General features: G+C 53.6%; 20 protein-coding genes. 4 read left to right on the top strand and 16 right to left on the bottom strand.

Going from position 1 to position 23,662, the window contains the following annotated elements:
* Nucleotides 1–89: 89 nt before the first annotated feature.
* The 4 genes from PBOR_RS06140 to PBOR_RS37960 are packed head-to-tail and all read right to left on the bottom strand — an operon-like array spanning nucleotide 90 to nucleotide 1,819.
* Entirely contained in the window at nucleotides 90–641 is a 552-nt protein-coding gene (locus tag PBOR_RS06140; RefSeq protein WP_042210926.1) for an RDD family protein, read from the bottom strand.
* A 12-nt stretch (nucleotides 642–653) separates the two neighbouring features.
* Complete coding sequence (locus PBOR_RS06135; protein WP_042210925.1) at nucleotides 654–1,136, bottom strand: hypothetical protein; 483 nt, start codon at nucleotides 1,134–1,136, stop codon at nucleotides 654–656.
* Between the two features lie 19 nt (nucleotides 1,137–1,155).
* Nucleotides 1,156–1,464, bottom strand: a complete 309-nt coding sequence (locus PBOR_RS06130; RefSeq protein WP_042210924.1) for a hypothetical protein — start codon at nucleotides 1,462–1,464, stop codon at nucleotides 1,156–1,158.
* Nucleotides 1,457–1,819 (bottom strand): hypothetical protein, encoded by a 363-nt coding sequence (locus PBOR_RS37960; RefSeq protein ID WP_245648061.1) that lies wholly within the window; start codon nucleotides 1,817–1,819, stop codon nucleotides 1,457–1,459. The genes PBOR_RS06130 and PBOR_RS37960 overlap by 8 nt, the downstream gene beginning before the upstream one ends.
* Before the next feature lie 448 nt (nucleotides 1,820–2,267).
* Here PBOR_RS37960 and PBOR_RS06120 point away from each other — a divergent pair, with 448 nt between their 5' ends.
* The gene (locus PBOR_RS06120) at nucleotides 2,268–3,248 is read left to right on the top strand and encodes an N-acetylglucosamine kinase (RefSeq protein ID WP_042210922.1); all 981 of its coding nucleotides are present in this window, start codon (nucleotides 2,268–2,270) and stop codon (nucleotides 3,246–3,248) included.
* A gap of 62 nt (nucleotides 3,249–3,310) precedes the next feature.
* Here PBOR_RS06120 and PBOR_RS06115 read toward each other — a convergent pair whose 3' ends face one another.
* Nucleotides 3,311–4,216: a L,D-transpeptidase family protein gene (locus PBOR_RS06115; protein WP_052429351.1), complete on the bottom strand. Its 906-nt coding sequence runs from the start codon at nucleotides 4,214–4,216 to the stop codon at nucleotides 3,311–3,313.
* A gap of 255 nt (nucleotides 4,217–4,471) precedes the next feature.
* Between PBOR_RS06115 and PBOR_RS38440 the strand changes: the two genes are divergently transcribed.
* Nucleotides 4,472–5,026, top strand: a complete 555-nt coding sequence (locus tag PBOR_RS38440; protein ID WP_174479805.1) for a hypothetical protein — start codon at nucleotides 4,472–4,474, stop codon at nucleotides 5,024–5,026.
* 118 nt (nucleotides 5,027–5,144) lie between these two features.
* On the opposite strand, the gene PBOR_RS06105 is transcribed toward PBOR_RS38440, so the two are convergent.
* From PBOR_RS06105 to PBOR_RS06095, 3 genes are all read right to left on the bottom strand, one after another.
* A complete protein-coding gene (locus tag PBOR_RS06105) occupies nucleotides 5,145–6,152 on the bottom strand; it encodes a diacylglycerol kinase catalytic domain-containing protein (protein ID WP_042210921.1) in 1,008 nt (335 codons plus the stop codon).
* Nucleotides 6,149–7,204 (bottom strand): SPFH domain-containing protein, encoded by a 1,056-nt coding sequence (locus PBOR_RS06100; RefSeq protein ID WP_042210920.1) that lies wholly within the window; start codon nucleotides 7,202–7,204, stop codon nucleotides 6,149–6,151. The genes PBOR_RS06105 and PBOR_RS06100 overlap by 4 nt, the downstream gene beginning before the upstream one ends.
* A gap of 347 nt (nucleotides 7,205–7,551) precedes the next feature.
* Nucleotides 7,552–10,911 (bottom strand): Ig-like domain-containing protein, encoded by a 3,360-nt coding sequence (locus PBOR_RS06095; RefSeq protein WP_052429350.1) that lies wholly within the window; start codon nucleotides 10,909–10,911, stop codon nucleotides 7,552–7,554.
* A 429-nt stretch (nucleotides 10,912–11,340) separates the two neighbouring features.
* Between PBOR_RS06095 and PBOR_RS06080 the strand changes: the two genes are divergently transcribed.
* Both PBOR_RS06080 and PBOR_RS06075 read left to right on the top strand, forming a co-directional pair.
* Nucleotides 11,341–12,348, top strand: a complete 1,008-nt coding sequence (locus tag PBOR_RS06080) for an ABC transporter substrate-binding protein (RefSeq protein ID WP_042210919.1) — start codon at nucleotides 11,341–11,343, stop codon at nucleotides 12,346–12,348.
* Between the two features lie 147 nt (nucleotides 12,349–12,495).
* Nucleotides 12,496–14,343: an ABC transporter substrate-binding protein gene (locus PBOR_RS06075; protein WP_245648059.1), complete on the top strand. Its 1,848-nt coding sequence runs from the start codon at nucleotides 12,496–12,498 to the stop codon at nucleotides 14,341–14,343.
* A gap of 637 nt (nucleotides 14,344–14,980) precedes the next feature.
* Here the strand turns inward: PBOR_RS06075 and PBOR_RS06070 are convergent.
* From PBOR_RS06070 to PBOR_RS06035, 8 genes are all read right to left on the bottom strand, one after another.
* Nucleotides 14,981–16,486: an alpha-L-fucosidase gene (locus tag PBOR_RS06070; protein WP_042210918.1), complete on the bottom strand. Its 1,506-nt coding sequence runs from the start codon at nucleotides 16,484–16,486 to the stop codon at nucleotides 14,981–14,983.
* Nucleotides 16,487–16,500: 14 nt separating this feature from the next.
* On the bottom strand, nucleotides 16,501–17,193 hold the full coding sequence (locus tag PBOR_RS06065) for a copper homeostasis protein CutC (RefSeq protein WP_042210917.1): 693 nt from the start codon (nucleotides 17,191–17,193) through the stop codon (nucleotides 16,501–16,503).
* 8 nt (nucleotides 17,194–17,201) lie between these two features.
* A complete protein-coding gene (locus PBOR_RS06060; protein WP_042210916.1) occupies nucleotides 17,202–18,101 on the bottom strand; it encodes an ROK family protein in 900 nt (299 codons plus the stop codon).
* Nucleotides 18,098–18,814, bottom strand: coding sequence for an N-acetylmannosamine-6-phosphate 2-epimerase (locus tag PBOR_RS06055; RefSeq protein WP_042210915.1), 717 nt, complete (start codon nucleotides 18,812–18,814; stop codon nucleotides 18,098–18,100). The genes PBOR_RS06060 and PBOR_RS06055 overlap by 4 nt, the downstream gene beginning before the upstream one ends.
* A 120-nt stretch (nucleotides 18,815–18,934) precedes the next feature.
* Nucleotides 18,935–19,753: a carbohydrate ABC transporter permease gene (locus PBOR_RS06050; RefSeq protein WP_042210914.1), complete on the bottom strand. Its 819-nt coding sequence runs from the start codon at nucleotides 19,751–19,753 to the stop codon at nucleotides 18,935–18,937.
* Entirely contained in the window at nucleotides 19,750–20,631 is an 882-nt protein-coding gene (locus tag PBOR_RS06045; RefSeq protein WP_042210913.1) for a carbohydrate ABC transporter permease, read from the bottom strand. Before PBOR_RS06045 ends, PBOR_RS06050 begins: the two co-directional genes overlap by 4 nt.
* Nucleotides 20,632–20,981: 350 nt before the next feature.
* Entirely contained in the window at nucleotides 20,982–22,277 is a 1,296-nt protein-coding gene (locus PBOR_RS06040) for an ABC transporter substrate-binding protein (protein ID WP_042210912.1), read from the bottom strand.
* Between the two features lie 182 nt (nucleotides 22,278–22,459).
* Nucleotides 22,460–23,662, bottom strand: a complete 1,203-nt coding sequence (locus tag PBOR_RS06035; RefSeq protein ID WP_042210911.1) for a response regulator transcription factor — start codon at nucleotides 23,660–23,662, stop codon at nucleotides 22,460–22,462.

Raw genomic sequence — 23,662 nt, 5'->3', positions numbered from 1 at the left:
CCTCCAGAACACAGCAAAGGGAATAGAACAAGAGCGGTAACGCCGCCTGATCTATTCCCTTTGTACTTGGTTAATTCTATCCTTTGGGCTCAAACAAAATGGTCCAGAGCAATCTTCTTAACCACATAGGTTCCGGCCATCATATCATGCAGCGCCCGGTTACGCTGGGTGAATACAACGAATAGGCAGTCGGCGACCACGACCCAGCCAAATAATAGATTCAAATTCGTGGCGAGCGGACTCCAATTGGCAAGACTGCTGGAAACCGCAGATAATTCCTCTGTGTTCAGACTCACAATAACCGCAAGAAAGCCGTTGATGATGAGGAAGCAATCCCTGATCAGAGCCTGCTTCAGCGCCGGATAGCTGCCGTCCCCATTAATTATTCTTGCCCCCAGAATTAGTCTGCCCGGAGTCCCCCCATATTTGACAACCATGAACACATTGAAGCCCATCAGCAGCACAAATTGTATAAAAAGCGGAAACGCCGACTCCGCCGATTCTGCGGCTGAGACGCAAATCCTGTTCAGCAAATACGTAGGAAGTGCCAGAACCAGAAAATCAACGAAATGGATCAGCACCCTTTTCCAAAAACCTACATAGTCACTCCAATCAAGCTGTTGCTCTATCCGCTGCTCCATACTGTTCTCCCCTCAGTGTATGTCTGAACCCAGAATATCCTTTCCGGTCTGCAGGGCCTCTTCTAGCGTATTAGCCGGACCCGATATATATCCCTCTCCGCCGGCAAGCCCATAGCGCTCATCAAGATCTGTTAGCATAATCCAGAACTTATCCAGCTTCTGAGACGCTATAATAGAGCCAATTGAATGCCTTGACCGGTATGCATCCAGGACAGTCAGAATTCCCATATAGTAGCCGCCGCTATCCTTAAGCTTCACATCATAATGAAGAGCTCCATCCAGTGTAAGCTCTCCGGTAAACTCACTGCTCCCGGGCACACCTCTCCATACATCACCCTTCAGCCCTATTGTGCTATGCTTCACGACTTCATTATTGGAGTAAATCACACTTGAGTACTCCCGTTCCACATGCTGCGGACGAAACCATTCATAGCCTCCATACAACAGAATGAGCGCAGCTGCACCGGCCAGGATCCATTGTCCTTTTCTTTTCATAACTACGCCTCCCCCACTATTACATTACAAACGGCACCCCAAACGGGAGCAGAATCAGCAGCAGTGAGAGAACAGCAAGCGTCCGGGTCCACACCGGCTTCAGCTTCTGATTCTTCTCCGATTTGTACCAGCCTTTGAACTGCCAATAATTCCGGTACATCACGAAAAACAACAGGAAATTGCCGATTGCGGCAGTATACATATACCCGGTCCATCCATATAACATCTTGAAGATTGACTGTTCCAGGCTCCCAAGCAAGAATAAAGTCAGAATCAGCAGAACCACTAAACGCAGCATCTCTGCTATAAAAGTTGCGAGTTTACTCATCTTGTCCTCCGGTTTCATGATTTACATTGCCCGCGCACAGAAGACTGGCATCTCCGATGTATCTGCTTACATGCTGTAGAATCTCGCTGCTATTGTGCACTATTATCCTTTTAGCCTTGTACGCTTCGGTCAATTCCATAATGGCAGGAACAGTTTCCCTGATGAATCCCGGGTTCCATTCGAACAGCATCACGTACAAATTCTTGAACGTCTGCTTATAGTTTCCCTGCTCCAGACCCAGCCTTGTCTTAATGAACCTCCGGATTACCCGCCCATTCTGCACATACAAATCAGGTTGAATCAGAAAAATCAAATCCGCTTCCCCGAAGCTCTCTGTCCCCCATTTGTGATGCACGCCTTCTATAATCCACGACTCCTCAGCGACTGTTTCAGCTAACCGGGTATCCCTGACCTCTGTTGAGTTGCGGGTATTATCCGTACTCCGGTCCCAGACAAAATTGTCAGTTTCATAGCAGGGGATACCGTAGATTCGTGATAATTCTCTGGCTATATACGATTTACCGCTGCCGCAGCCACCTATAATCCGTATTCTAATCCTAGTTCCCTCCTATGGAATGCCCGACTGATCAACCGTTCACGTCGCAACCCGCAAGAATGCCCCTCCAGTTTGCTTCTATAACTTCTATATTTATCCTGTTAATCCTGCTTCAGCAACAGTAAGCTGCCGGTAAAACGGCTGTTGTGAAGGGAGCATTTCCCCCCTTGCAGTATCTGCCTGTGTTATATCCAACGCTGGAGTAATTATAGTATTCTGTAGAAAAGAACGTGAAGAGGTGTCCAGAATGCAACGAACAGATGTTGTGATTGGAATCGACGGAGGAGGAACTCATACCCGGGTCATAGCCGCTGATATCGAGGGGAATGTACTGGCTTATTGTAAAAAAGGAAGCGCTTCCGTATACCGGGATTATGACGCTCAGCACAACGTGCAGTCAGCGATTAAGGAGGTGCTGGAACGCGGCGGCATCGAGCCCGGAAGGGTCATCGGCATCGCTGCCGGCATTGCCGGCTATGATTCGCCGGAGGATTTGAACTGGATCCTGCCGCTCACGCAGGTCCCGGAGCTGACCTGCCCGAAGTGGCATGTCAATGACGCGCTTATCGCCCATTACGGAGCACTGCTTGCGCAGCCCGGCATTATTGTCATCGCGGGAACAGGCTCCATACTTATTTCTATTAATGAGGAGGGGCGGTATTTACGCAATTATGATTTCCAGCATTATGCCGCAAGCGCCGCCCGGCTCCTCTCTTACGATACCGTCTTTGAAGTCCTGGCCGGTCACACGGATTCCAGCGATGAGCTGCTTGTCGCCCGGATGCTTGCGCACTGGAATGTTACTGCCGTGTCTGAATTATACCGGCTTGCGAGCGAAGGGTTTGACGATGACCGGAAAGCCCGGGACAAGTGCTTTGGACAATTCGCACCTGTAGTGACGGAGGAGGCTGAGCGCGGAAGTGCCGCCGCCCTCCGGGTCTGCGGGAGGGCAGCGGCGCAGATCAAGGTCGGCATTGAGCTGCTGGCCGCATCTTTTACGCAGCATACCGTCCGTGTAGCTTTTATCGGCAGTGTAGCAAATAGCAGTTACTTCCAGGCTGAAATGCGTAAATTACTAAAGAATAGCACTAACAAGCAGTATACAGTGGTAACACCACAGCTCCCGCCCGAGTCAGGAGCTGTCCTGTATGCAATGGAGCAATTAGGCCGGCCAATCACGGAAAACCTAATCAGCCGGCTGCAGCATAGCAACAAGCCGACGCAATGAGCATGTATGCAGCATTGTTGCTAAGGATAGCCCTTCATCTGGCAGCGTTTAGCTTATACGCTTCACAACTCTACTGTCTGCTCTTTGGCATTCCATACGACAGGAAGGCCAAACAGCGGCGTCAAACTGCCTAAGGGAATGTACAAACGCCCGTTTACGCTCCGGGAGGCCAGCATGGCAACCGTTTTGCCGTTCACCTTCGCTGTTTCGCTCAGCGGTTTATGGACCACTGTATGCTCACCTATAGTTATGATAAGCGCTCCGGTTCCCGCCTCCTGCTTCAAGGTTCCGCCCAGCAGGGCAACCGATTCCCGGAGCGGAACAAATACCCGTGATTTCTCCAGCAGGAAAGAATCCTTAAGCTGAACCTTCTCCCCGTCCAGGATAAAGACGCCTGCAATCATCGTCGGCCCGGTGGAATAGCCGTTCTTCACTGCGATGCTTGCCATATCAAGCCCGGAGGTGGTAATGATCACAGGGGTGTTGTTTGCCACCTTCGGATACAGCCAGTGGATATCCTCATTATGCATCCGGATGCATCCGGCGCTGACATATTTGCCGATGGATGATTCATTATTATTGCCATGAATGGCGTAGGTCGTGCCGTAGGTATCGTTCACTTCCAGCCCCAGCCAGCGGTCGCCCAGCGGATTGGCCGGATCACCTCCGGGTATTTTCTCCTTGTAGTATGGTCTGTTTTTGATTTTGACCACAATTTTGAAGTTGCCTTCAGGCGTCAGGCTCTTGGTCTTGCCGGTCGCAACCGGGAAAACCTTCTCCAGCTTACCACCGCTGAAATAGGCTAGCTTATTCGTTTTTTTGTTCACAATAATCAGATCTGAGGATGATGACGCTGCTGCGGCTGATCCTGTGAAGCATGCTGAGAACAGCACTGCAAACACAAGCATAAGCTTGATGCTTCTTGGAACATAAGTTGTAGTCAGGCTGATACGCTCACGCAGATTCATGTTGCCCCACCTCCAGGTTATGGGTGATACTGGAAACTCTTTTCTACATAGACGTGAGTCTGCTGCAATAGTTGCACAGCGGCTTGTACCTATTCTTATCAACTCGTCCTTCCGGATTTGAAGCATTGTTTGCACAATTGTAACCGTTCAGGCGGGGTTTCCCGTGTGGCTTCATGACAATGAATATTAAGCGCCGCCACCAGAGATAATAAACCCGCATGACCATTACAGCACCCGCCAAGGAGGCCATTTACTTTGAATTCAAACCATTCCAGCCAGATCAGCCAAAGCGAGCAAATCATCCAGCAGCTGATGACACAGACCCAGCAGGGTACGCAGAATTATCAGCAGCTTCTGCAGCAGGAGCAGCAGCATGCCGCCAAACTGCAGGAGCTCAGCCAGCACAGCAATAAGGCCATTCAGATGATTCAGCAGGCATTGCAGGGCCATCAGACCGCTATGCAGCAGCTTCAGCAGGTCTCGCAGTTAATCAGACAGCTGGAGCAGACCCCGCAGACTGCCGGCTACAATACAGGTGGTATTCAAAGATTCAATACCGAACAACAGGGCTATAACACAGGAGTCCAGAGCTTCAATCCTGTAAACCAGGGCTTTAATTCAGGATCAGGCGGGTATAATTCTTCCTTCAGCCCGTCCTTCACTTCCAGCAGCCAGCCGGTAAATTCGCTGCATAGCCCAATTAACTCTTCAATTAATTCTTCATTTAACCCGCAGCCGCTGCATACACCAATGCAGACGAGCCATTCCTACGGTTCTCCGATGAATCAGGGACGCAGCTTCCAGCAGTAATATAAGCCGGAATATGCAGCTCAAGGCAAAGGGGTTCTCTCAGGCCGCACCAGCGGCACTGCGGAGAACCCCTTCTTTGTATCTGCGCTTTGCGTCTGACCATTCATCCATATGCATGTTAGATTACCAGCCGGCCCCTCTTTTCCGCTAGGCCAATGGTTGCCTCCACGCCGGAGTTGAATTCCAGATAATCGCTCTCGACTCCGTCACTGAAGATCACCCCGTCCTCCGGCATCTGCGAGGTAATGCGCAGCGGCATACTGCTGCTGATCCTGCCGAATACCAGATCGGCCGAAGTCGTCCGGCTGGGAAAAGGCTCCCGCACCGTAAAGTACAGATCCGGATGATCCCAGGCCAGCTTGAGCGCCGCGCCGCTCTCATGCTGTCTGCCCACATTCGCAGACGCGTGTGCTTCCGGGCCCGCCGATGCTGTCACCAGATTCGCTGCCTGCCATTGCGCCGCCTGGCTGACAATTCCCGCTGCTCCGGCGAGGACGCTTTTGAGCCAGCCGGTGGAGCCCATGCCGGTGGAAACGATGATACCGCTGGAGGATTGCTGCTCCAGCGTACCGTTCAGTTCAAGCTGATACCGGGCCGAGACATGGGTCCGGCGGCCGATGAACAGATCGTTGACACCGTACAGGCTCTGGCCGTCGTTCAGCTCTGCCCGGGCAAGTGTAACCTCGCGCACCTGCCGCTGGCTGCGCAGCACCTCCGGCACCAGCTGCCGCAGGTCCTTAACCGTGAAGGGCAGCAGGACACCATCCCAGCGCTGCGGGTCCGGATTCACACCGATCAGCGGCTGCTCCCGCAGGTATTTCAGCGTATTGGCAACCAGACCGTCCTGCCCCAGCACAACTACTGTATCCCGCTCTCCAAATATAAAATTAGGCACATGCTGCCGGTCCAGAAGCTGCAGCCGGCCTGCCGCGCTCAGCTCGGTTACAGCAGCCTCTACCGCCTTGCGGTAAGTGAAGTCCTCGCTCAAATAATCGCTGAAATCGGCCCCCAGCCGTTCAATATAGAACTGGGCCTGCTGGATCGTATTGTAGCGGACTACCAGTTCTTCCAGGCGCGTCTTACGCTTGATCAGAATAATCTTGTTCTCGGATACCGGGCTGCTCATCGTCCGTTGCCTCCTCTTGCCGCGCCCGCCCCGTTACCCGGCGATCCGGCCATAATTCCCTGCAAAAGATCCGGTGTAATATTGAGCTGCCCGATCTTCCCGGCATTCTCAGCCAGCTCCTGGAACGCGATGGCGATCAGCTTATCCGGCTTCATGCCGACATTGGTCAGCGCCTGCAGCACACCCGGTGCCACTCCCTGCAGCGAATTCATTACGGCCGACAGCTCGTAGGCCTTGGCATCCGCTTCCGCTCTCTGATTCGCCACTGTCAGTCCGATCAGCTCCTGCTTCTTCTCCTCCAGCGCTGTATCGAAGCTGAGCTGCTCTTCCTTCATCCCGTTCTGCTTCTGCTTCACCGAGCGTTCGGCATCGAGCTGGGTTTCGCGGATCTGCCGCTTCTTCGTCTCCACGGCGATCTCCGTATTCAGCTCATTCTCCTTCACCCGCCGCTCCTGCTGAATCGAGGCATTGCGCCGTTCATAGAGCGCATCGTCGGCGCTGCGGAGAATCTCTTCGCGGGCCTGCGCCTCCAGCGCGCGCAGCGTTTCCTTATTCGGCACAATCGCCAGAATGGACAAGCCCATCAGCTCAATACCCAGCTTCTCTATCTCCGCACTCTGTCCGATTTCGAGCGTAATTGTCTTAGCCAGACGTTCACTCGACTGAATGGCTTCCTTCAGCGGCAGCTGCCCGAGCTGCTTCTTGGTCAGCACCTTGGCGATATTGATCACCCGCTGGGCCAGCTTATGCGGATCATCCGAGAGGTAGGTGTTCTTCCGCAGATTATAGGTATAGTTAAGAATCTGTGTAGTCTTGCGGTAATCCACGATCCGGTACGTCAGCTGTCCCTGCACGGTCACCGTCTGATAATCAGCCGTAATTTCCTCGAACATAAACGGTACATCAATCGAAGAGACCGGCACCACTACAACCGAGGTCGTAGGCGCGTAATAATGGAAAGAAAGTCCTACACCTTCCTGCACTACCTTACCGTTCTTCACCTTAAGCACATATTCACTGGGCTGGAACTTTACGAAGCGGAATCCGAACATGTTCATTACCTCCTATGGTTTATTTTGCGAGTGATATTATCTTAATGTTATTATTAAAATGTTATTAACAATATCTTAGCAGACTTTAATGATATTATCAATATGTTAATAACAAAAATCCGCAAAAAAATACCTCACTCTCCAAAATGGAAAATGAGGCGGTGGAATGCAAGAGAGTCAAACGCAACTACGTTGAATATTTGGACTTCCGGCCGCTGCCCGCCTACAGATTTCTTGATCCTTACCGCAGTAGCGGTTGAAATCCGTAGACAAAGGCGGACGCTACCGCTCCTCCAGTTCCAAAATCCCCCTCCGTTGCGCCCCTCTCTTGCTTTGGTGTAAGTAAGTTATTTAACAGTCACCTTTATCTTGACGGTTTTGCCGCCGTATTTCACGGATATACTCGCTGTCCCTTTGCTGTTGGCCTTAATCAGCCCGTTTTTGCCGGTAGCTACCAGCTCCTTGGTGGAAGCCCAGACTGCTGTCTTGGACACATCCGATTCACTGCCGTCCTCAAAAGTAGCCGTTGCCGCCAGCTGCACGGACTGGCCAACGCCCAGTGTAAGATTCATCTGGCTGACCTCGAGATATTTCAGCACATCGACGGTAACGGGGACTTTCACTGTTTTGCCGCCGTATTTGGCCGTCACATAGGATTTGCCGTAAGCCACTGCCTTGACCGAGCCTCCGGTAACTGTGACGATCTTATAGCTTCCGCTCTTCCACTCCGCCTTGTCCGTCACATCCTTCGTTTTGCCGTCGCTGAAGGTGATGCTTACTGTGATTTTGGCCGTATTGCCGGATTTCATCGCCAGATTGGTGACCGACGCTTCAATTACAGTAACCTGGTCCACTTCAATGTTGACCGTCACTTTCTGCCCTCCATAGGAGGCGGTGATCGTCGTTTTACCCTTCAGCACTCCGGTTATAAGACCTTTCTTGACCGTAGCGATTGTAGTCTTGGCCGAGCTCCACTCCGCATCCGCCGTTACATCACTCTCTACACCTGCAGAATCGGTGGCAGTCAGTGTAATCTGCTCCTTGTCTCCGGCAGACATCGTAATCAGGCTCACATTGGCAGCAAGCTCATCCACAAGACCCACGTTCACGGTAATGGCCGCCTTCTCCGTACCTATTTTGGCCGTGATCACCGCTGTTCCTACAGAGAGGCCGGTAATCAGACCGTCCTTAACCTCAGCAATCTTCTCATCGCTGGAGCTCCACTCCACATCACTGGTGATCGTCTTGTCGCTGCCATCGCTATAACTTCCGGTAGCCTCGGCCTGATAAGTCTCGTCTTCCTTCAGTTCAATGGTCTTGGCCTGCAGCGCCAGTTTGTCCGGTGTGCCTGCTGTGATTTTGACCGTTGCCGTCTTGCCGCCGTAAGAGGCCGTAATTACAGCACTGCCGGTAGCATAGGCGGTAATAGTTCCTTTGCTAACATCAGCTACATCCGCATTATCTGTAGTCCACACTGCATCCTCTGTGACATCCTGTGAAGTTCCGTCCTCATAACTGGCCATAGCCGTTACAGCTTTGCTCTGGTCCTTGCCGAGATTCAGCTTGCTGACCGTAAGATTCAGGCGCGCAGCAGTCTCGACGCTCACCGCAATGGTGAGGGTCTTGCCGCCATAGACGGCGGTAATGGTGGTGGTACCCGACTTGTAGCCCGTAACCAGACCTTTGGTCACGATAGCGATATTCTCGTCAGCGGTGGTCCAGACTGCGTTGTCTGTCACCGTGCTTGGGGTGCCGTTTGCATCCAGGGCGGTCAGCACAAGCTGATGAGTTCCGTTCAGGCGCAGGTTCAGGCTGTCGTTATCGACGCTGAGCTTATTGCTTTTACCTACAGCAGCTGTTGCAGTTACTGTCTTCCCGCCATAGGCTGCCGTTATCGTCACATTGCCTTCTGCGTAGGTTGTAATACTTCCTTTATCCACATAAGCCACAGCCTCATCACTGGAGCTCCAGGTTGCCTTACTGGTTACATCTGTTACCGTACCGTCAGCAAAAGTCGCCTTGAGCACAAGCACCTTAGCAGCATCCACCGCAAGATTCAGACTGGTTTCACTTAAGGCCAGATGTCTTGCCGTCCCCACATCAACGGTAACCGTGGCCGCCGCTCCATTATAAGTCCCTGTAATGGTCGCCGTACCTACGGAATAACCGGTGATCAGGCCTTTGCTGACCAGTGCGATGCTCTTATCGCTTGTAGTCCATACCGCACTGCTCGTAATATCCGATGAGGACCCGTCGCCTGCAACGGCAGTCAGCACAAGCTGCTTCGTCCCGCTGATCTGCAGGAATACATTATCATCGCTGGCTACCAGTTTGCTTACGGCTCCGACTTCCACCTGGGTCGAGGTTTCAAGTGTGCCGTAGACGGCAGAGATTGTTGCGGTTCCAGCCAATTTATAAGTAGTGAGGGATCCTTTTTTGACAAAAGCCACAAGCTCATCGCTCGAACTCCATGCCGCCTTAGAAGTGACATCCTCGGTGCTGCCATCGGCATAGGTCGCCGTCAGGGTAAGCGCATGGGTGGAGCTTGTCTTCAGGCTAAGCTGTTCTTCGCTCAGATCAAGATACCGGGCCACCGCAACATCCACATCCACCTGTACAGATTTATCGCCATAGGCTGCTGTAATCGTCGCCGTTCCGGCTGTATAACCGTAAACCTTGCCTTTGTATACATAAGCGATACTGGAATCGCTCGAGCTCCAGACTGCGGTGCTGGTCACATCTTTGGTTGTCCCATCCGGGTAGACGGCGGTGAGTTTAAGCTGCTGGGCTTCTTCCGTCTTCAGAAAAACACTCTGATCATCCACCACCAGCTTGCTGGTCTGGTCAACCGTTACCTCTACTGTGGTAGTCTTGGTGCCGTATTTGGCGGTGATGACCGCCGTTCCCTGCTTGTAGCCGGTAATGACGCCCGCCAGAACATCGGCAACCGCTTCATCACTCGAGGACCAGGTGGCCAGTGACGTTACATTCTCCTGCGTGCCATCCTGGAAAGTAGCTGTAAGTTTTACAGCAGAGCTGTCTTTCAGCAAAAGCGCAAGCTCCGGCTGATCCGCTTCAATCCGCTTGGCCACCTCTACATTCACTGTGACGGTGATGGTTTTTTTGCCATATACGCCTGTGATTGTGGCTGTCCCGGAGGAGATCCCTTTGACTGTACCGTTCACCACGGTAGCTACCGCAGCATCGCTTGTGCTCCAGACTGCCTTGTTCGCCACCGTGGCGTCCGTTGTATTATCCGAATACGTTGCGGTCAGAATAATGCTGCCCGATTCGGCTTTGCGGAGGTCCAGGCTCTGGACATTCTGCGTCAGCGCTTTAACCTTCTTGGTTACAGTAACCGTTGCGGCCTGGGAGTACTTCGTGCCGTCACTATATGTAAATACCGCAACAATCGTGGCCGTCCCTTCCGCCTTAGCCGTCACAATCCCGTTATATACGGTGGCTACCGCCGGCTTATCGCTGGACCAGTCACTGTTAACCGTCACGTCGCCTGATGTGCTGTCGGAATAGACCGCAGTAGCTGTTAGAGCCGAAGTCTCTTCCATCGCGAGCGTAAGTTCACTTACATTCAGCACAATTTTGGAGACCGTTACGGTTGTGGCTGCCAGCGCCAATCCCCCGTTAGTCAATACCAGAAGCAGCGGCAATGCCATCAGCAAAAACCGGAAATAGCTGTTTTTCTTCAATCTGTTATCCTCCTTGGTGAATTATGATTTGAATCTCTTATCGACATATCCTGACTTTTAATTCAGGTACTAAAGACTTAACTTTTTTCTTATAACAACGATAATAAATCGATTATTTATCTATGTATTTACACAATCCGCGGAAAAAGAACAGCTCTAAATACACCCTGCTCAAGAGATAGGCTGAATGCATCATAACAACCCAAACTGAATGTAGTCTGAATAGCATCATTCTTTTTTTAAAATCTGAAAATTCACAGCGGATATCCGGTTTTGCACAAACTCCAATCTTCTTTTGCACAAACTCAATTCCCGCTTTGCGTTTTGTCCATTGAGTAACGGATAGTTATCCTCTATGATCATTCCAACGAGAACGAGAATGATTATCATTATTGGTAGTCGATATACACATGGGGAGGCATACTTACAATGAACAAGGCAAGACAACCTTTCGCTATCCTGTGCATCATCTTCCTGATGAGCACCTTACTGCTGGCCTGCAGCAGCACCAAAAATGATGAAGGCAACGCCGCTGCCAACACAGCTGCCGGCAATACCGCTGCAACCGCTGCTCCAACTGCAGAAGCTACTGCAGAACCGGCAGCCACAACACGCTCTTACACCGATTACAAAGGTCATACGGTTGAGATTCCTGTGAATCCGCAGCGGATCATCTACTCCGGGGAAACTTACGGCGATCTGATTGCGCTGGGCGTACAGGCCATTGGCTATCCGCTCTCCATGGCTGAAGGCCAGGTATTCAAGGACAAGCTGAGCGGGGTAGAAGATGTCGGCTTCCCAATCAACCTGGAGAAGACGCTTGAGCTTCAGCCGGATCTGATCATCTATGCCGGAATTGAAGAGGCTGATTTCGATGCCTTGTCCAAAATCGCTCCAACCATTATCTTCGATACCTTCGCCCCGCTGAAGGAACGGATGCAGGAAATCGGCGGTATCCTAGGCAAGACGGCAGAAGCAGAAGCCTGGCTGGCCCAGTACCAGACGCAGGAAGATGCCATGTGGGCCCAGCTTAAAGCTTCGGGCATGAAGGAAGGCGAAACTGCCGCAGTCTTCACTTACTATCCGGGAGACAGACTATTTGTAATGGCTACAACAGGCCTGTCCCAGGTACTGTATGGAGAGAATGGATTCAAGCCTACTGCCGCTATTCAAAAGGTGCTTGACGCCGACATGGGCTTCCAGGAGATTTCGATGGAGGTTATACAGGAATACGCAGGTGACCGCATCTTCCTGCTGACGCCGGTAGCTGAAGAAGCCAAGGCATCGACCGACAAGCTGCTGGAAAGTGCAGTCTGGAAAAGCCTGCCGGCCGTTAAGAACGGTTATGTCTATACGCAGGATATCATGAAAACCTCCAGTGATGCCGCCACCAGAGAATGGCTGCTGGGCGAAATTCCCGCCATGCTGAGCAAGTAACGCTCACGCACGCAGACTGGACAAATATTAAAAGCAGCTTATCAACAAATGTTGATAAGCTGCTTTATTTTATATACAATGAGGTTTATTGATAATCATTCTCAATATACATATAAATCCAACTGCCCCTGAAAGGAGTGCCGAGCCTTGCGACAGAATGCCCTGAACCCTGAACTCCCCCCTATCCCCGCACTTGCAGCGGCTCCGGCCCTGCCGGCAGTCCCGCTCCGTTTCCTGCTGTTTCAGCTGAAGGACATTGAGCTGGTTATTCAGAGTGCCGGCACTGTGTCCGCTGTGCAGTCGGCCAGGCAGCATACACTGCTAATCTTTACAGGCGGCCGCGGTGAACTCTGTATCGAAGGACAGCCCGCAGTTCCGGTAAATGCGGACAAATGCTGTCTGCTGTCTCCCGGAACCTCTTATAGTACAGGTAACGGGGAAATGACGCTCTACTATTATCTGATCTCCTTCGCCGCTTTCTCGGCGGGCAATCCCCCTGCTTCCTTCAACGATGAATTGCTGCCCGGCCGGAAAGAGCTAATCGTCCACCCCTTCACCCGGGTGATCCGGCTCGCGGAAGAACTGCATGCGAACCAGGGCAGCGGGGATGAACTCCAGTATTTCAGACAGCAGCTGCAGTTCCAGGAGCTGCTGCTCCTGCTCTTTGAACATAACTACTCCACCCGCCAGCTGCCAAGTCCCGCGCAATCGGTGGAGAGTACAATTCAATTTCTGCAGGATCATTATATGGAGAGCATCACGGTGAAGCAGCTTGCAGAGCTGGCACATGTCTCTCCCTGGCAATACACCCCTATCTTCCAAAAGCTGACCGGCAAACGTCCGCTCGATTATCTGACCGATCTGCGCATCGGGCATTCCAAGAACTATCTGCTGGAATCCGCCGAACCGCTGCGCGAAATCGCCCGGCTGGTGGGCTTCTCGGATGAATATTACTTCAGCCGCCGCTTCCGCCAGAAGACAGGAGTCACACCCGGGCAGTATGCCCAGGCACAGCAGCGCAAGATTACCGTCAAGGATTGGACGGGGCATGAGGTGGAAATTCCGGAGCGTCCAAAGCGGATTGTCTACCACGGGGAGACACTGGGGGATTTGCTGGCGCTTGGAGTCAAGCCTGCCGGAGGCGATGAGGCCTTCGCCCGGAACAGCGTCTACAAGCACCGGGTCAAGAATCTGGCCAATGTCGGCTTCCCGCTGGATCCGCAGCTGACCCGGCTGATCAGCCCCGACCTGATCATTATTGCGAATTCGGACGAGCGTGCTTATAAGCGTGTCTCCGGTATCGCACCGACCCTCACCTTCGATTCGTTCGCGCCGCTTGAGCAGCGGATGCGGATTCTTGGGGAGTGGCTCGGCAAGCAGCGCGAAGCGGAAGCCTGGCTGGAGGCCTACCACGCCAAAAACGCTGCCATGTGGCAGCGTCTGTACGCCGGGGGGCTCCAGCCGGGGGAAACCGCCTCCGCGCTAGTCTATGACCATGGCAACCGGCTGTTCGCCATGGCGATGACCGGACTGTCCACGGCCCTGTATGCTCCCGGCGGCCTGCAGCCGGCGGCAGAGATTAAGGGCATGCTGGACCAGGGGCTTGGCTTCGGCGAGGTGGACCCGGCGAAGCTGCACAGCTACGCGGGGGACCGCGTCTTCATGCTCATCCCTGAGCGCGAGGACTCGCGGAAAGCCATGGAGCAGCTGCTGCGGACGCCGCTCTGGAACAGCCTGCCCGCCGTACAGGAGGGCCGCGTCTATATGCTCGACGGCGCCAAATGGAATTCCGGCGACGCCCTGACCCGCGAGCGGCTGTTGACCCTGCTGCCCAGGCTGCTGGGGGAGCGGGCGGGTAGGCGGGTTCGGGAATTCAGAGTGACTGGAACCTGGTACAATATCAGAACTAAAGAAGTGAGTCCATTTAACAATGCAGTAACTGCTGTATTCCGTTCCAAATGGAGATTCAGTGATAGTTGTATAATGTGCAATTAAAAACAGCGAAAAGGGAGGCTCGCCTCATATAACTGCAGTCTGTACAACTAAAATTGCCCAAATGAGTGAAAACAATCTACAAATAGCTATTTAATTGCACGAAATACAACTAAACGGATAATTGGGTGTATATCAGACGATTTAGTTGTACAAAGTGCACTTATACATATCGCTTACCGCAAATACCTAGGCATATATCGTAATCAGGTCATCTCAGGTCATTAGCAAGCGATTTACCAAAATGGTTTTCACTAATTTAAATCTGACGCTTCACCAGGAGCTGCCCTAGATCGCTTGAATTCGTACCTCGGCAGAGTTCGTACAATAGATTTCTTCCTTTCAGCCACAATCGGGGACGATCCCTAAATTCTGTTGCAGTAAATACATTAGAATGCCTTTGCAGACCCTTAAAACCCCGATTCTGTTGTACAAAATACGATCAGCCGGCTGTGAGGTTAGTCCGGAGTTGTTTGGAGCTGGTTTGCAGCTGGTTTGGGGCCAGTTTAGAGCTTGTTTCGGACATGCCGGAGCCTCAGGGCTTGCCCAGAATATGCAACTTGGCCGGAATATGCAGCTTGCCGGATTCACCCGCAGCAGCCCCGTAACTCCTCCGCCCGCCCCTTTACAGCTCAAATGTCTATTTCGCCGCCTCAGGAGTGGAATACTTGATCTTCAATACCAGAATGCCCCGGCCGCGCATGTCAGAGGGGAGTTCTACAATTAAGCCTTCTCCGGCCCGGCTCCATTTCAGCTCTTCGCTCCAGCCCAGCAGCTCCACCTGCAGAATCTCTCCGGCAAGCTGTTTGGAGCGGTTGCCTAAGGTCTCAATCACTGTTGTTCCGCCCTCCGGCCAGCCCATAACAGCGGCATAGAGCAGCTCCCCGCCTCTGGCGGTGAAGCGGATATCCTGCGGGGTGAACGGGCTGCGCTTCGTATCGTTGAATGTGCCGCTGACGATCTGCGTCGGTCCTTCACCATATACCTTCCAGGGCCGCGTTCCATAGATCGCCTCCCCGTTCACCGCCAGCCAGTCCCCTACCTCCAGCAGCAGCTGCTGCTCTTCTTCAGGAATAGTCCCATCCGCACGCGGCCCGACATTCAGCAGCATAACACCGTTTTTGCTGACAATGTCGACCAGGTCGCCGAGTATAACGCCCGAGGTCTTATATTTGTGGTCGGCAATATGGCACCAGGCGGTTTCACCTACCGAGGTACAGGTCTGCCAGAGCTCCGGGTTGATATCGGCCAGCTGTCCCCGTTCCATATCATAGACGGCGGTTCCTTCGGCAAAAGCATCAAACTTATAGTTGATGACTGCGCCCTGGCCCCATTCGGCAGCCTTGTTGTAATAATAGGCGGCGAGCTTTTGCAGATAGGGCTTGAAGACCGGCTGCTCGATCCACCAGTCGAAATAGACCAGCTGCGGGCCGTAACGATCGATCAGATCACAGGTGCGGACCAGCCAGTCGTCCAGAAACTCCTCATTCGGCGGAAGAATCGGCAGCGGATACGCCGGATCGCCATAGCAGGGCTGCGCCGGGCCGTACAATTCCGCGTATTTCGGGTCCTGCACATCCGAAGGCAGCTCGCGGCCTCCGTTGTAGTACCACCAATTCTCCGCGCGGTGGCTGGAGACGCCGAAGGTCATATAATGCCGCCGCACGGCAGCGCCAAGCTCGCCGATGATGTCTCTGCGCGGACCCATCCGGGCGGCAGTCCACTCCGAATAAGGACAGTCATACATGGCGAAGCCGTCATGATGCTCGGCAACCGGCACTACGAACGCGGCACCGGCGCGTTTGAACAGGGCAGCCCACTCCTCGGCATCGAATTTCTCCGCCGTGAACTGGGGAATGAAATCCTTATAGCCGAATGTATCCGGCGGGCCGTAGGTCTTCAGATGATGCTCATACACCTCGGTGCCTTCCCTGTACATATTGCGCGCATACCACTCTGTCCCGAAGGCGGGTACAGAATACACACCCCAATGAATGAAAATGCCAAACTTCGCATCCTCGTACCAGCGGGGGACGGAATATTCCCCCAGAGAGTTCCAGTCCGCTCTAAACGGACCGTTCTCTACAGTGTCTTTGATCTCCAGCTTCTTCTGTTTGCGCAGCTCGTGCAGCGATGGTTTGGACAAGGAACTCACCTCTTCTATGGTTTGAGAATCTTGCGGACGGCTTCCAGCCGCCCGGGGTCAACCGGCCTTAGCGGATCGCCGTCCTCCCGGACAGCCGAACCGAAATGCACCCGGCGGACAGCCGTCCGGGAGATGAAATCCTGCAGACTTGCAGCGTTTAAGCCGCTGCCTGCAAGGATGGAGAGCGAAGAACCGCCGGACAGCCGTTCCAATACAGCAATCCTCGCCATACCCTCAGCGGAAGTAGCCTTATCGCTGCCGCCGGAGGTCAATATATCCGTAATCTGCGGATACCGCTTCAAGACTTCAAGCGCCTCAAGCTGATCCCGTACCTCATCAAAGGCCCGGTGGAACGTAACCTCCATCCCGGCCGCAGCATCAAGCAGCCGGACCAGCAGCTCTTCGTCCACGGTCCCGTCACTGCGGAGCATTCCTGTGACCAGGGACAGTCCGCCCACTCCGGCAATATGCCGGATATCCCGCAGCATTGTCTCTGCGTCGGATTCGTCATACCTGAAGGACCGCGCATGCGGCCGCACCATCACTCTTACGGGAATGCTGATCGCCTCCCGCACCGCTTCAATCAACCCCAGGCTGGGTGTTAATCCGCCTTCCCGGATTCCGGTAATCAGCTCGATCCGGTCCGCTCCATAACGTTCAGCTGTGATTGCATCACTTACTGTCGTTGCTATGACCTCTAACAGCATAGTTCACTCTACTTCCCTTCTTTGTTCATAATCATCCGTGCCGCACCGATCATTCCGGCATCATTACCAAGCTCAGCAGGAACCACCTTAATGGACAGCGGCGACAGGGCGGCAAGCTTGCTCATCCAGGCATCCCACCATAAGGCATGGGATTCCGCGACTCCGCCGCCAAGAATAATCGCCTCGGGGTCCATGAAAGACTGGATATTATGCACGGTCAGACTCAGGTCGTGCATATATCTCTCCATGGCCGCAGCCGCTGTGGCGCTGCCTGCGGCGAATTCAGCCAGCAGTCTGCGGCCGTCCCAGCCCTCCGCTGCTTCTGCGGCCAGCCGGCTGAGCGCCTTGCCGGACAGATAATGCTCCGTGCAGCCCTGCTGTCCGCAGCTGCAGGAAATCCCTCCGGGATAGATCACCATGTGCCCTATCTCCCCGGCCCCGCCCTGTCTGCCTGAGATTGCCTCTGCATTATGAATAACGGCTCCGCCGACACCGGTGCCCAGCGTCAGCATTACATAATCGTTCAGGCCCGCAGCCGCACCGTGCCAGCCTTCGCCAAGAGCCGCTGCATTGGCATCGTTGCCAACCGACACAGGCAGCGGGAACTCCTTCTCCACAGCTTCCGCCAGGCGCATGCCGGTCCAGCCCGGCAGATTCTTCGTCGCATAGAGGACAACACCTTCAGCCTGGTCCACCCGCCCGGCAGTGCCTATACCAATGCCGCCGATCTCGTATCCGCAGCACACAAGCTCTGCAATAATCTTCTTCAGCGCAGCGAGAATCCCTGCTGCCCCCTCGTTCACAGGCGTAGCGGTACTGCGGCGGGCAACAATCTTCCCTTGCCCGTCCACCACCGCCGCCTTTATGCCGGTTCCGCCGATATCGGCCCCGATATAATAGCGGCTCATCCTTCGGCCTCCGTTGCAGCGCTGCCCGCCTTCACCTTCATCGCCTTCACATAACGGGCGGCTATCCACTGCGGGCGGCTTATCGCCGAGCCCACGACGACAAAAGCCGCGCCCAGCTCCAGCGCCGCTGCCGCCTGCGCCGGCTCAGATATCCCGCCTTCGGCGACTACCGGGACCTGCAGGACAGCGGCCAGCCGCTCCAGCAGATCCAGATTAGGCAGCAGAGTGCCCTGTGTCTCTGCGGTATAACCGCTTAGCGTGGTCGAGATGTAATCCGCTCCCCATCCGGCCGCCTGCACGCCTTCCTCGAAGGTAGCAATATCCGCCATCACCGGTATCCCCGCAGCCTTCAGCGCGGCAAGCGTAGCTTCAAGGGTCCGCCCGTCCGGCCGGTGCCGCCCGGTACCATCGATGGCCACAATATCGGCCCCGGCCGCATGGACGGCAAGTGCATCCTCAAGCGTCGGCGTAATGTAGACCTCACTGCCTTCATGCTGTATTTTGACCAGTCCGATCAGCGGCAACCCTGCGGCATCCTTGATCGCCCGGATATCCGCCAGCCCTCCGGCACGGATACCGGCCGCCCCCGCTTCCTTCGCCGCCATCGCCATCGCTACCATATGGTGGCTTCCGAACAGCGGCTCGTCCTCCAGCGCCTGGCAGGATACGACCAGCCCCTGATATGGAATGAGACTCCCGGATATTTTCTCCATATTCCCTCACCCTCCCGGCACACATTTTGAGTGCGTTATCTTGCTATTAATGGTGATGCTGATGTTCTGAAGCTGCTACTCCTGCTAAGCCGTCCCTTTTCAGCCGATAGTCGCCAGCCTCTACCCCTTAACCGCCCCGCCCACCAGGCCTTTAATAATGAAGCGCTGGACGAACAAATAGAGGATGATGATCGGCAGGGCCACAAGTGCAGCTCCGGCGAACATCTGCGGCCAGTTGGTGTTGTATTGGCTTTTGAAGGCCATGAGACCCACGGGCAGCGTCCGCATATCCGGCGAAGACAGGTAGACCAGCGGATTGAAGAAGTCATTCCACGAGTTGATCGCCACCACGATAATACAGGTTGCCGTAATCGGCAGGGTCAGCGGAAAAATAATCTTCAGGAAGGTCCGCCAAGGCCCGCAGCCGTCCACCAGCGCAGCCTCCTCAATTTCAGTCGGCACGGTCTTAAAGAAATTAACATAGAGGAAGATCGGCAGGGCCAGCCCGGAAGCAATCTGGATCAGCGACAGCCCGACATGCGTGTTAAGCAGATGAATCTCCCGCAGCACCAGGAATGCCGGAATCGTGCCGGAGAAGGCCGGAAGAATCAGCCCCATCAGGAAGAAGGTCGACATCGCGTCCGATTTATATCTTTTACCATGGTGCAGACCGTAAGCGGCCAGTACAGAGACGCCAATAGCGGCAGCGGTTGTCATTACCAGCACCAGAATGCTGTTCCCGAAATACGGCAGCAGATTGCCGGTACGGAACGCTTCGGTATAATTGCTCCACTGCGGGTCTTTGGGCAAGCTAAGCGGATTGATCGTTGACGGCGTCTGCAGCGAAACCGAGACCATGACCGCCATCGGAACAAGTACAATAATGAGTGCGATAATCAGCACGGTATAGATAGAGGTTTTCTGTAATGTAGTCGTCAATTCGCCACCTCCATTCTGCTGAGCAGCTTAATCTGCACGAAGGTTACGCCCAGGATCATCACAGACAGGATCATCGCCATCGCGGTGCCGTAACCCATTTGCGAGGTTTTGAAGGCGTATTGATAGATCATGATCCCGAAGGTCTGCGTAGAATTCGCCGGTCCGCCTTGCGTCATGATGAAGACATGCTCGAACATTTTCATACAGCCGATCACCGACAGCACTGTATTCACAATGACCGAAGGAATCAGCAGCGGCAGCGTAACTTTCCAGAATTTATTCCACGGGCCCGCGCCGTCAATGCTTGAAGCTTCATATATTTCACCCGAAACGGATTGTAGTCCAGCCAAGTAGATCATCATCGAGTAGCCTGTGTACTGCCAGACCATGACGAGCGCAATCGCGTAGATTGCCAGGGAAGGATCACCGAGCCAGTCCAGCTGCGCCAGACCATTCAGCCCGATTGCGGCAAAAAACTTCGGCAGAAACCCGACCATCGGCGCATACATGTAGCTCCATACATAACCGATTACAACGGTGTTCAGAATCACGGGGAAAAAGATAATCGCCCGCATCCATACAATACCTTTCAGCTTCTGGTCCAGCAGTACGGCCAGCAGGATCGACGCGCTGTGCTGCAGCACGATGACTACAACGGAGAGAATCGCCATATTCTTCAGTGCCGTCAGGAGCAGCGGATCACGGAAGGCTTCGCGGAAGTTCTCAAGTCCCACCCAGTCGGCCTTGAACGAGAAGCCGTTCCAGTCGGTGAAGCCGTAATACAAGCCGCTGAAGATCGGTCCGGCAAAAAACAGCAGGTAGATCAGGAGCGCCGGTGCGATAAACAGCAGGTAATTGCGAAAATTCATGAATTTCATCTTCTGCCTCCATCCCTCACCCCAAATTTGGGTAAAAAAAAAGAAACCTAAGCGAAAGACAGGGTTGTCCTTGATCTGAGCTTTCGCTTATTCTCTTGTGTTGTGTGTGTTCTATAAAGATTGTGCCTGAAACTCCTCCCATTTAGGTTCAGCCGTGACTGCAGAGAATGTTTGGACCTCCGGCCGCTGTTATGTTTGGATTTCCTGATTTGGACCGCTGATCGCGGTAGAAATCCAACCATAAAGGCGGACGCTACCGCTCCTACAGTTCCAAACTTCTCTTCCGCCACTCTCCCTAAAAGGTATACTTTTCAAACCGAATCTTTATAGTTTTGTTTGTCTTATATGTTCTATATGTCCTTATCCTGAGCCGTTTGCATTTGTTCCAGCAGCTTGGTGGTGTCCACGTCCTGCTTCAGCAGAATCTGCTGGAAGATCGGGAACATTACCGGCTCAATGGACGAGGTCATGCTCGGGAAAATCTGCGCTTCGCTTGCGTCAATTAGCGGCTGAAGGGAAGCGGCCAGCGGGCTGTAGGTTTCGGAAGTGCCGCCTTTTACCGTTACCGCCTGCTTCGTTTCATCGGACCAGATCTTCGCCATTTCCGGCTCGGCCACGAATTCCATAAACAGCTTGATTTCTTCCTGGTGCTTGCTCCAGGATACGCCAACCAGCAGGTTGTCGGACACCAGATTCGTTACGAGCGGCTGATCGCCGCGGTTGACGGGAATCGGGAAGGCACTAAGCTCAAATGCGGAGAAGTCTGCATCAAAGTTCTCGCTGTAGCCCCATTCGCCCATCGGCCACATGGCGGCTTTGCCTTCCTTAAATACCTGCGCTACCTGGTCATAGCTGAGGCCGACGGAGTTCTCCAGCAGATAGCCTTTATCCGCCAGCTCCTTCATGCCGTCGAAGTAGCCTGTGAACTCTGGATCGGTCCACTTTTTGTCCCCGCTTGCCAGCTGAGAGAATACGTCCGCATTGTCATGCTGATACAGTCCGAACTGTGAAGTGGTGATGAACTGGGTCGCCCAGCCATCCTTGCTACCAATGACCATCGGGGCAGTGCCGCTGGCTTTGATTTTCTCGCTTACCGCCATCAGCTCTTCCCAATTGGTCGGAATCGCAAGTCCCAGCTGATCGAACAGTGTTTTATTATAGAACATCACGATCGGCTGGCTGTTATAAGGGACGCCGTAGGTTTTGCCGTCCACTGTACCCAGCTTCACCGCTGCTTCAAGATAATTGTCCAGCCAAGGACTGCCGGTGATGTCCATCAGGACATTCTCTTTGGAGAATTCAGCCACCTGGTTCGGGAACAGCCACAGCATGTCCATATCGGATTTGGAGACAATCCGTGTACGGATGATTTCCCGGAATTGATCGTATACCTTGTCATGCTCTATCGTGATGTAGGGATATTTCTCCTGGAATTTATCAACCACCGTCTGGCTGATCGGGTTCCATGTGGTCAGTTTCAGCACCACCGGCTCTTTCTCAGCATCACCTTCTGCAGCAGTACCGCTTATAGCGGCCGCTCCGGAATTACCGTTTGATGCCGCATTATTACTGCCGCAGCCTGCAAGAATGACCAACAATCCAAGACATAATACCGACAACCACCAGAACCCGCCTTTTCTTCTCATGTGTTAGCCTCCCTGACATTATGTTTGTTTCATGAGTTAATCGTACTCCGATTGTGTCAGGTTAACTACCAGATTGATCTGCTGCTTTATAGCTATTAATTGCTTATCTTGGCCGCTCTGCCGGATGTCTGATCCTCCAGCTAGACGAGAATTGCTGTTTACGTCAAATATTTGCTCTTTACTTACTGATTGCGGAATTCCAGCGGTGTCAGACCTGTGTCATCTTTAAACAGCTTGCTGAAATAATGCGGGTTGGCATACCCCAGCTCCTCGGCCACCTCGTATACCTTCCGGTTGCTCTCACGCAGCAGCCTGCGGGCCAGGAGCATTTTTTTGGCGGTCATATATTCATTGAAATGCTGTCCGGTCTCCTTAAGAAACTGGCGGCTCAGATGGCTGACGCTGACATGAATCGCCTCTGCGGTCCGCGCCAGCGTCACCTCCTCCAGCAAATGCTCATCGATATACGCCGTTGCCAGCCGGATAATTCCGCTCAGCCTCCCGCCGCTCGCCGGCTCACGCTCCGCCGCACTACGATATGCCTCCGGCAGCTCCGCGGCTGTCCGGTGAATTCCGCTGCAGGTATAGGTCATGCGGATGCCCAGCATTTTGTGCAGGCCTTGCGCCAGCTGATCCAGATCACTCTGCATCGCGGCCCCGGCTCCCGCTTCATCAACGGACACCTTCTGCGGCAGCAGCCAGACCAGCTCCTTGTTCTCCCGGCTGAGTAATATCCCGCCCCATTCGCGGGAAGTGTATTCCTCCAGAAAATACCGGAAGGACATAAAGCGGGCCAGCGCCGCCTGCGGTTCAATCCCTTCATTATCGGCCATGCGCAGAATAGCCAGCCGGTATCCCTCTCCATACAGGGACTCCAACCCATACCGCTGCCACTCCTCCATCCAATTCTCCACAGGCTGCTCTTCCGCTCCGAGCATCGACTGCAGGAATTGATCACGGTCCTTGTCGCTGTATCCCGGCACCTGCGGCACAGCCTCCTGATGAAGCTGCTCCAGCGTATCAGACGCTTTGCGCAGCGCTGCTGTAATCTCTTCGGCCGCCATCGTCGGCTTATGCAAATAATCCACGACGCCAATGCGGACGGCTTCTTTTACATAAGGAAAGTCCTCAAAGCTGCTGAAGAAAATAATCTGCACGCTCGGATATTGCTCCTTAATTCTGCGCGCCAGCTCCAGACCATCCATACCCGGCATGCGGATATCCGTCATCACAATATGAATTTCCTCCCGGGCCAGCACCTTGAGCGCCTCGTGCCCGTTCGCAGCTTCGGCTTTCCATGTGATTTCAAGCTCGTCCCAATTCAGCATATAGCGCAGGCCCAGCCGCACAATGGTCTCATCTTCCACCACAAGCAAATTCCACAT

This window comes from Paenibacillus borealis, assembly GCF_000758665.1.
Classification (GTDB): domain Bacteria; phylum Bacillota; class Bacilli; order Paenibacillales; family Paenibacillaceae; genus Paenibacillus_AQ; species Paenibacillus_AQ borealis.
The sequence above is the reverse complement of the archived record's forward strand: the minus strand, read 5'-3'. Positions and strand labels throughout refer to the sequence as shown.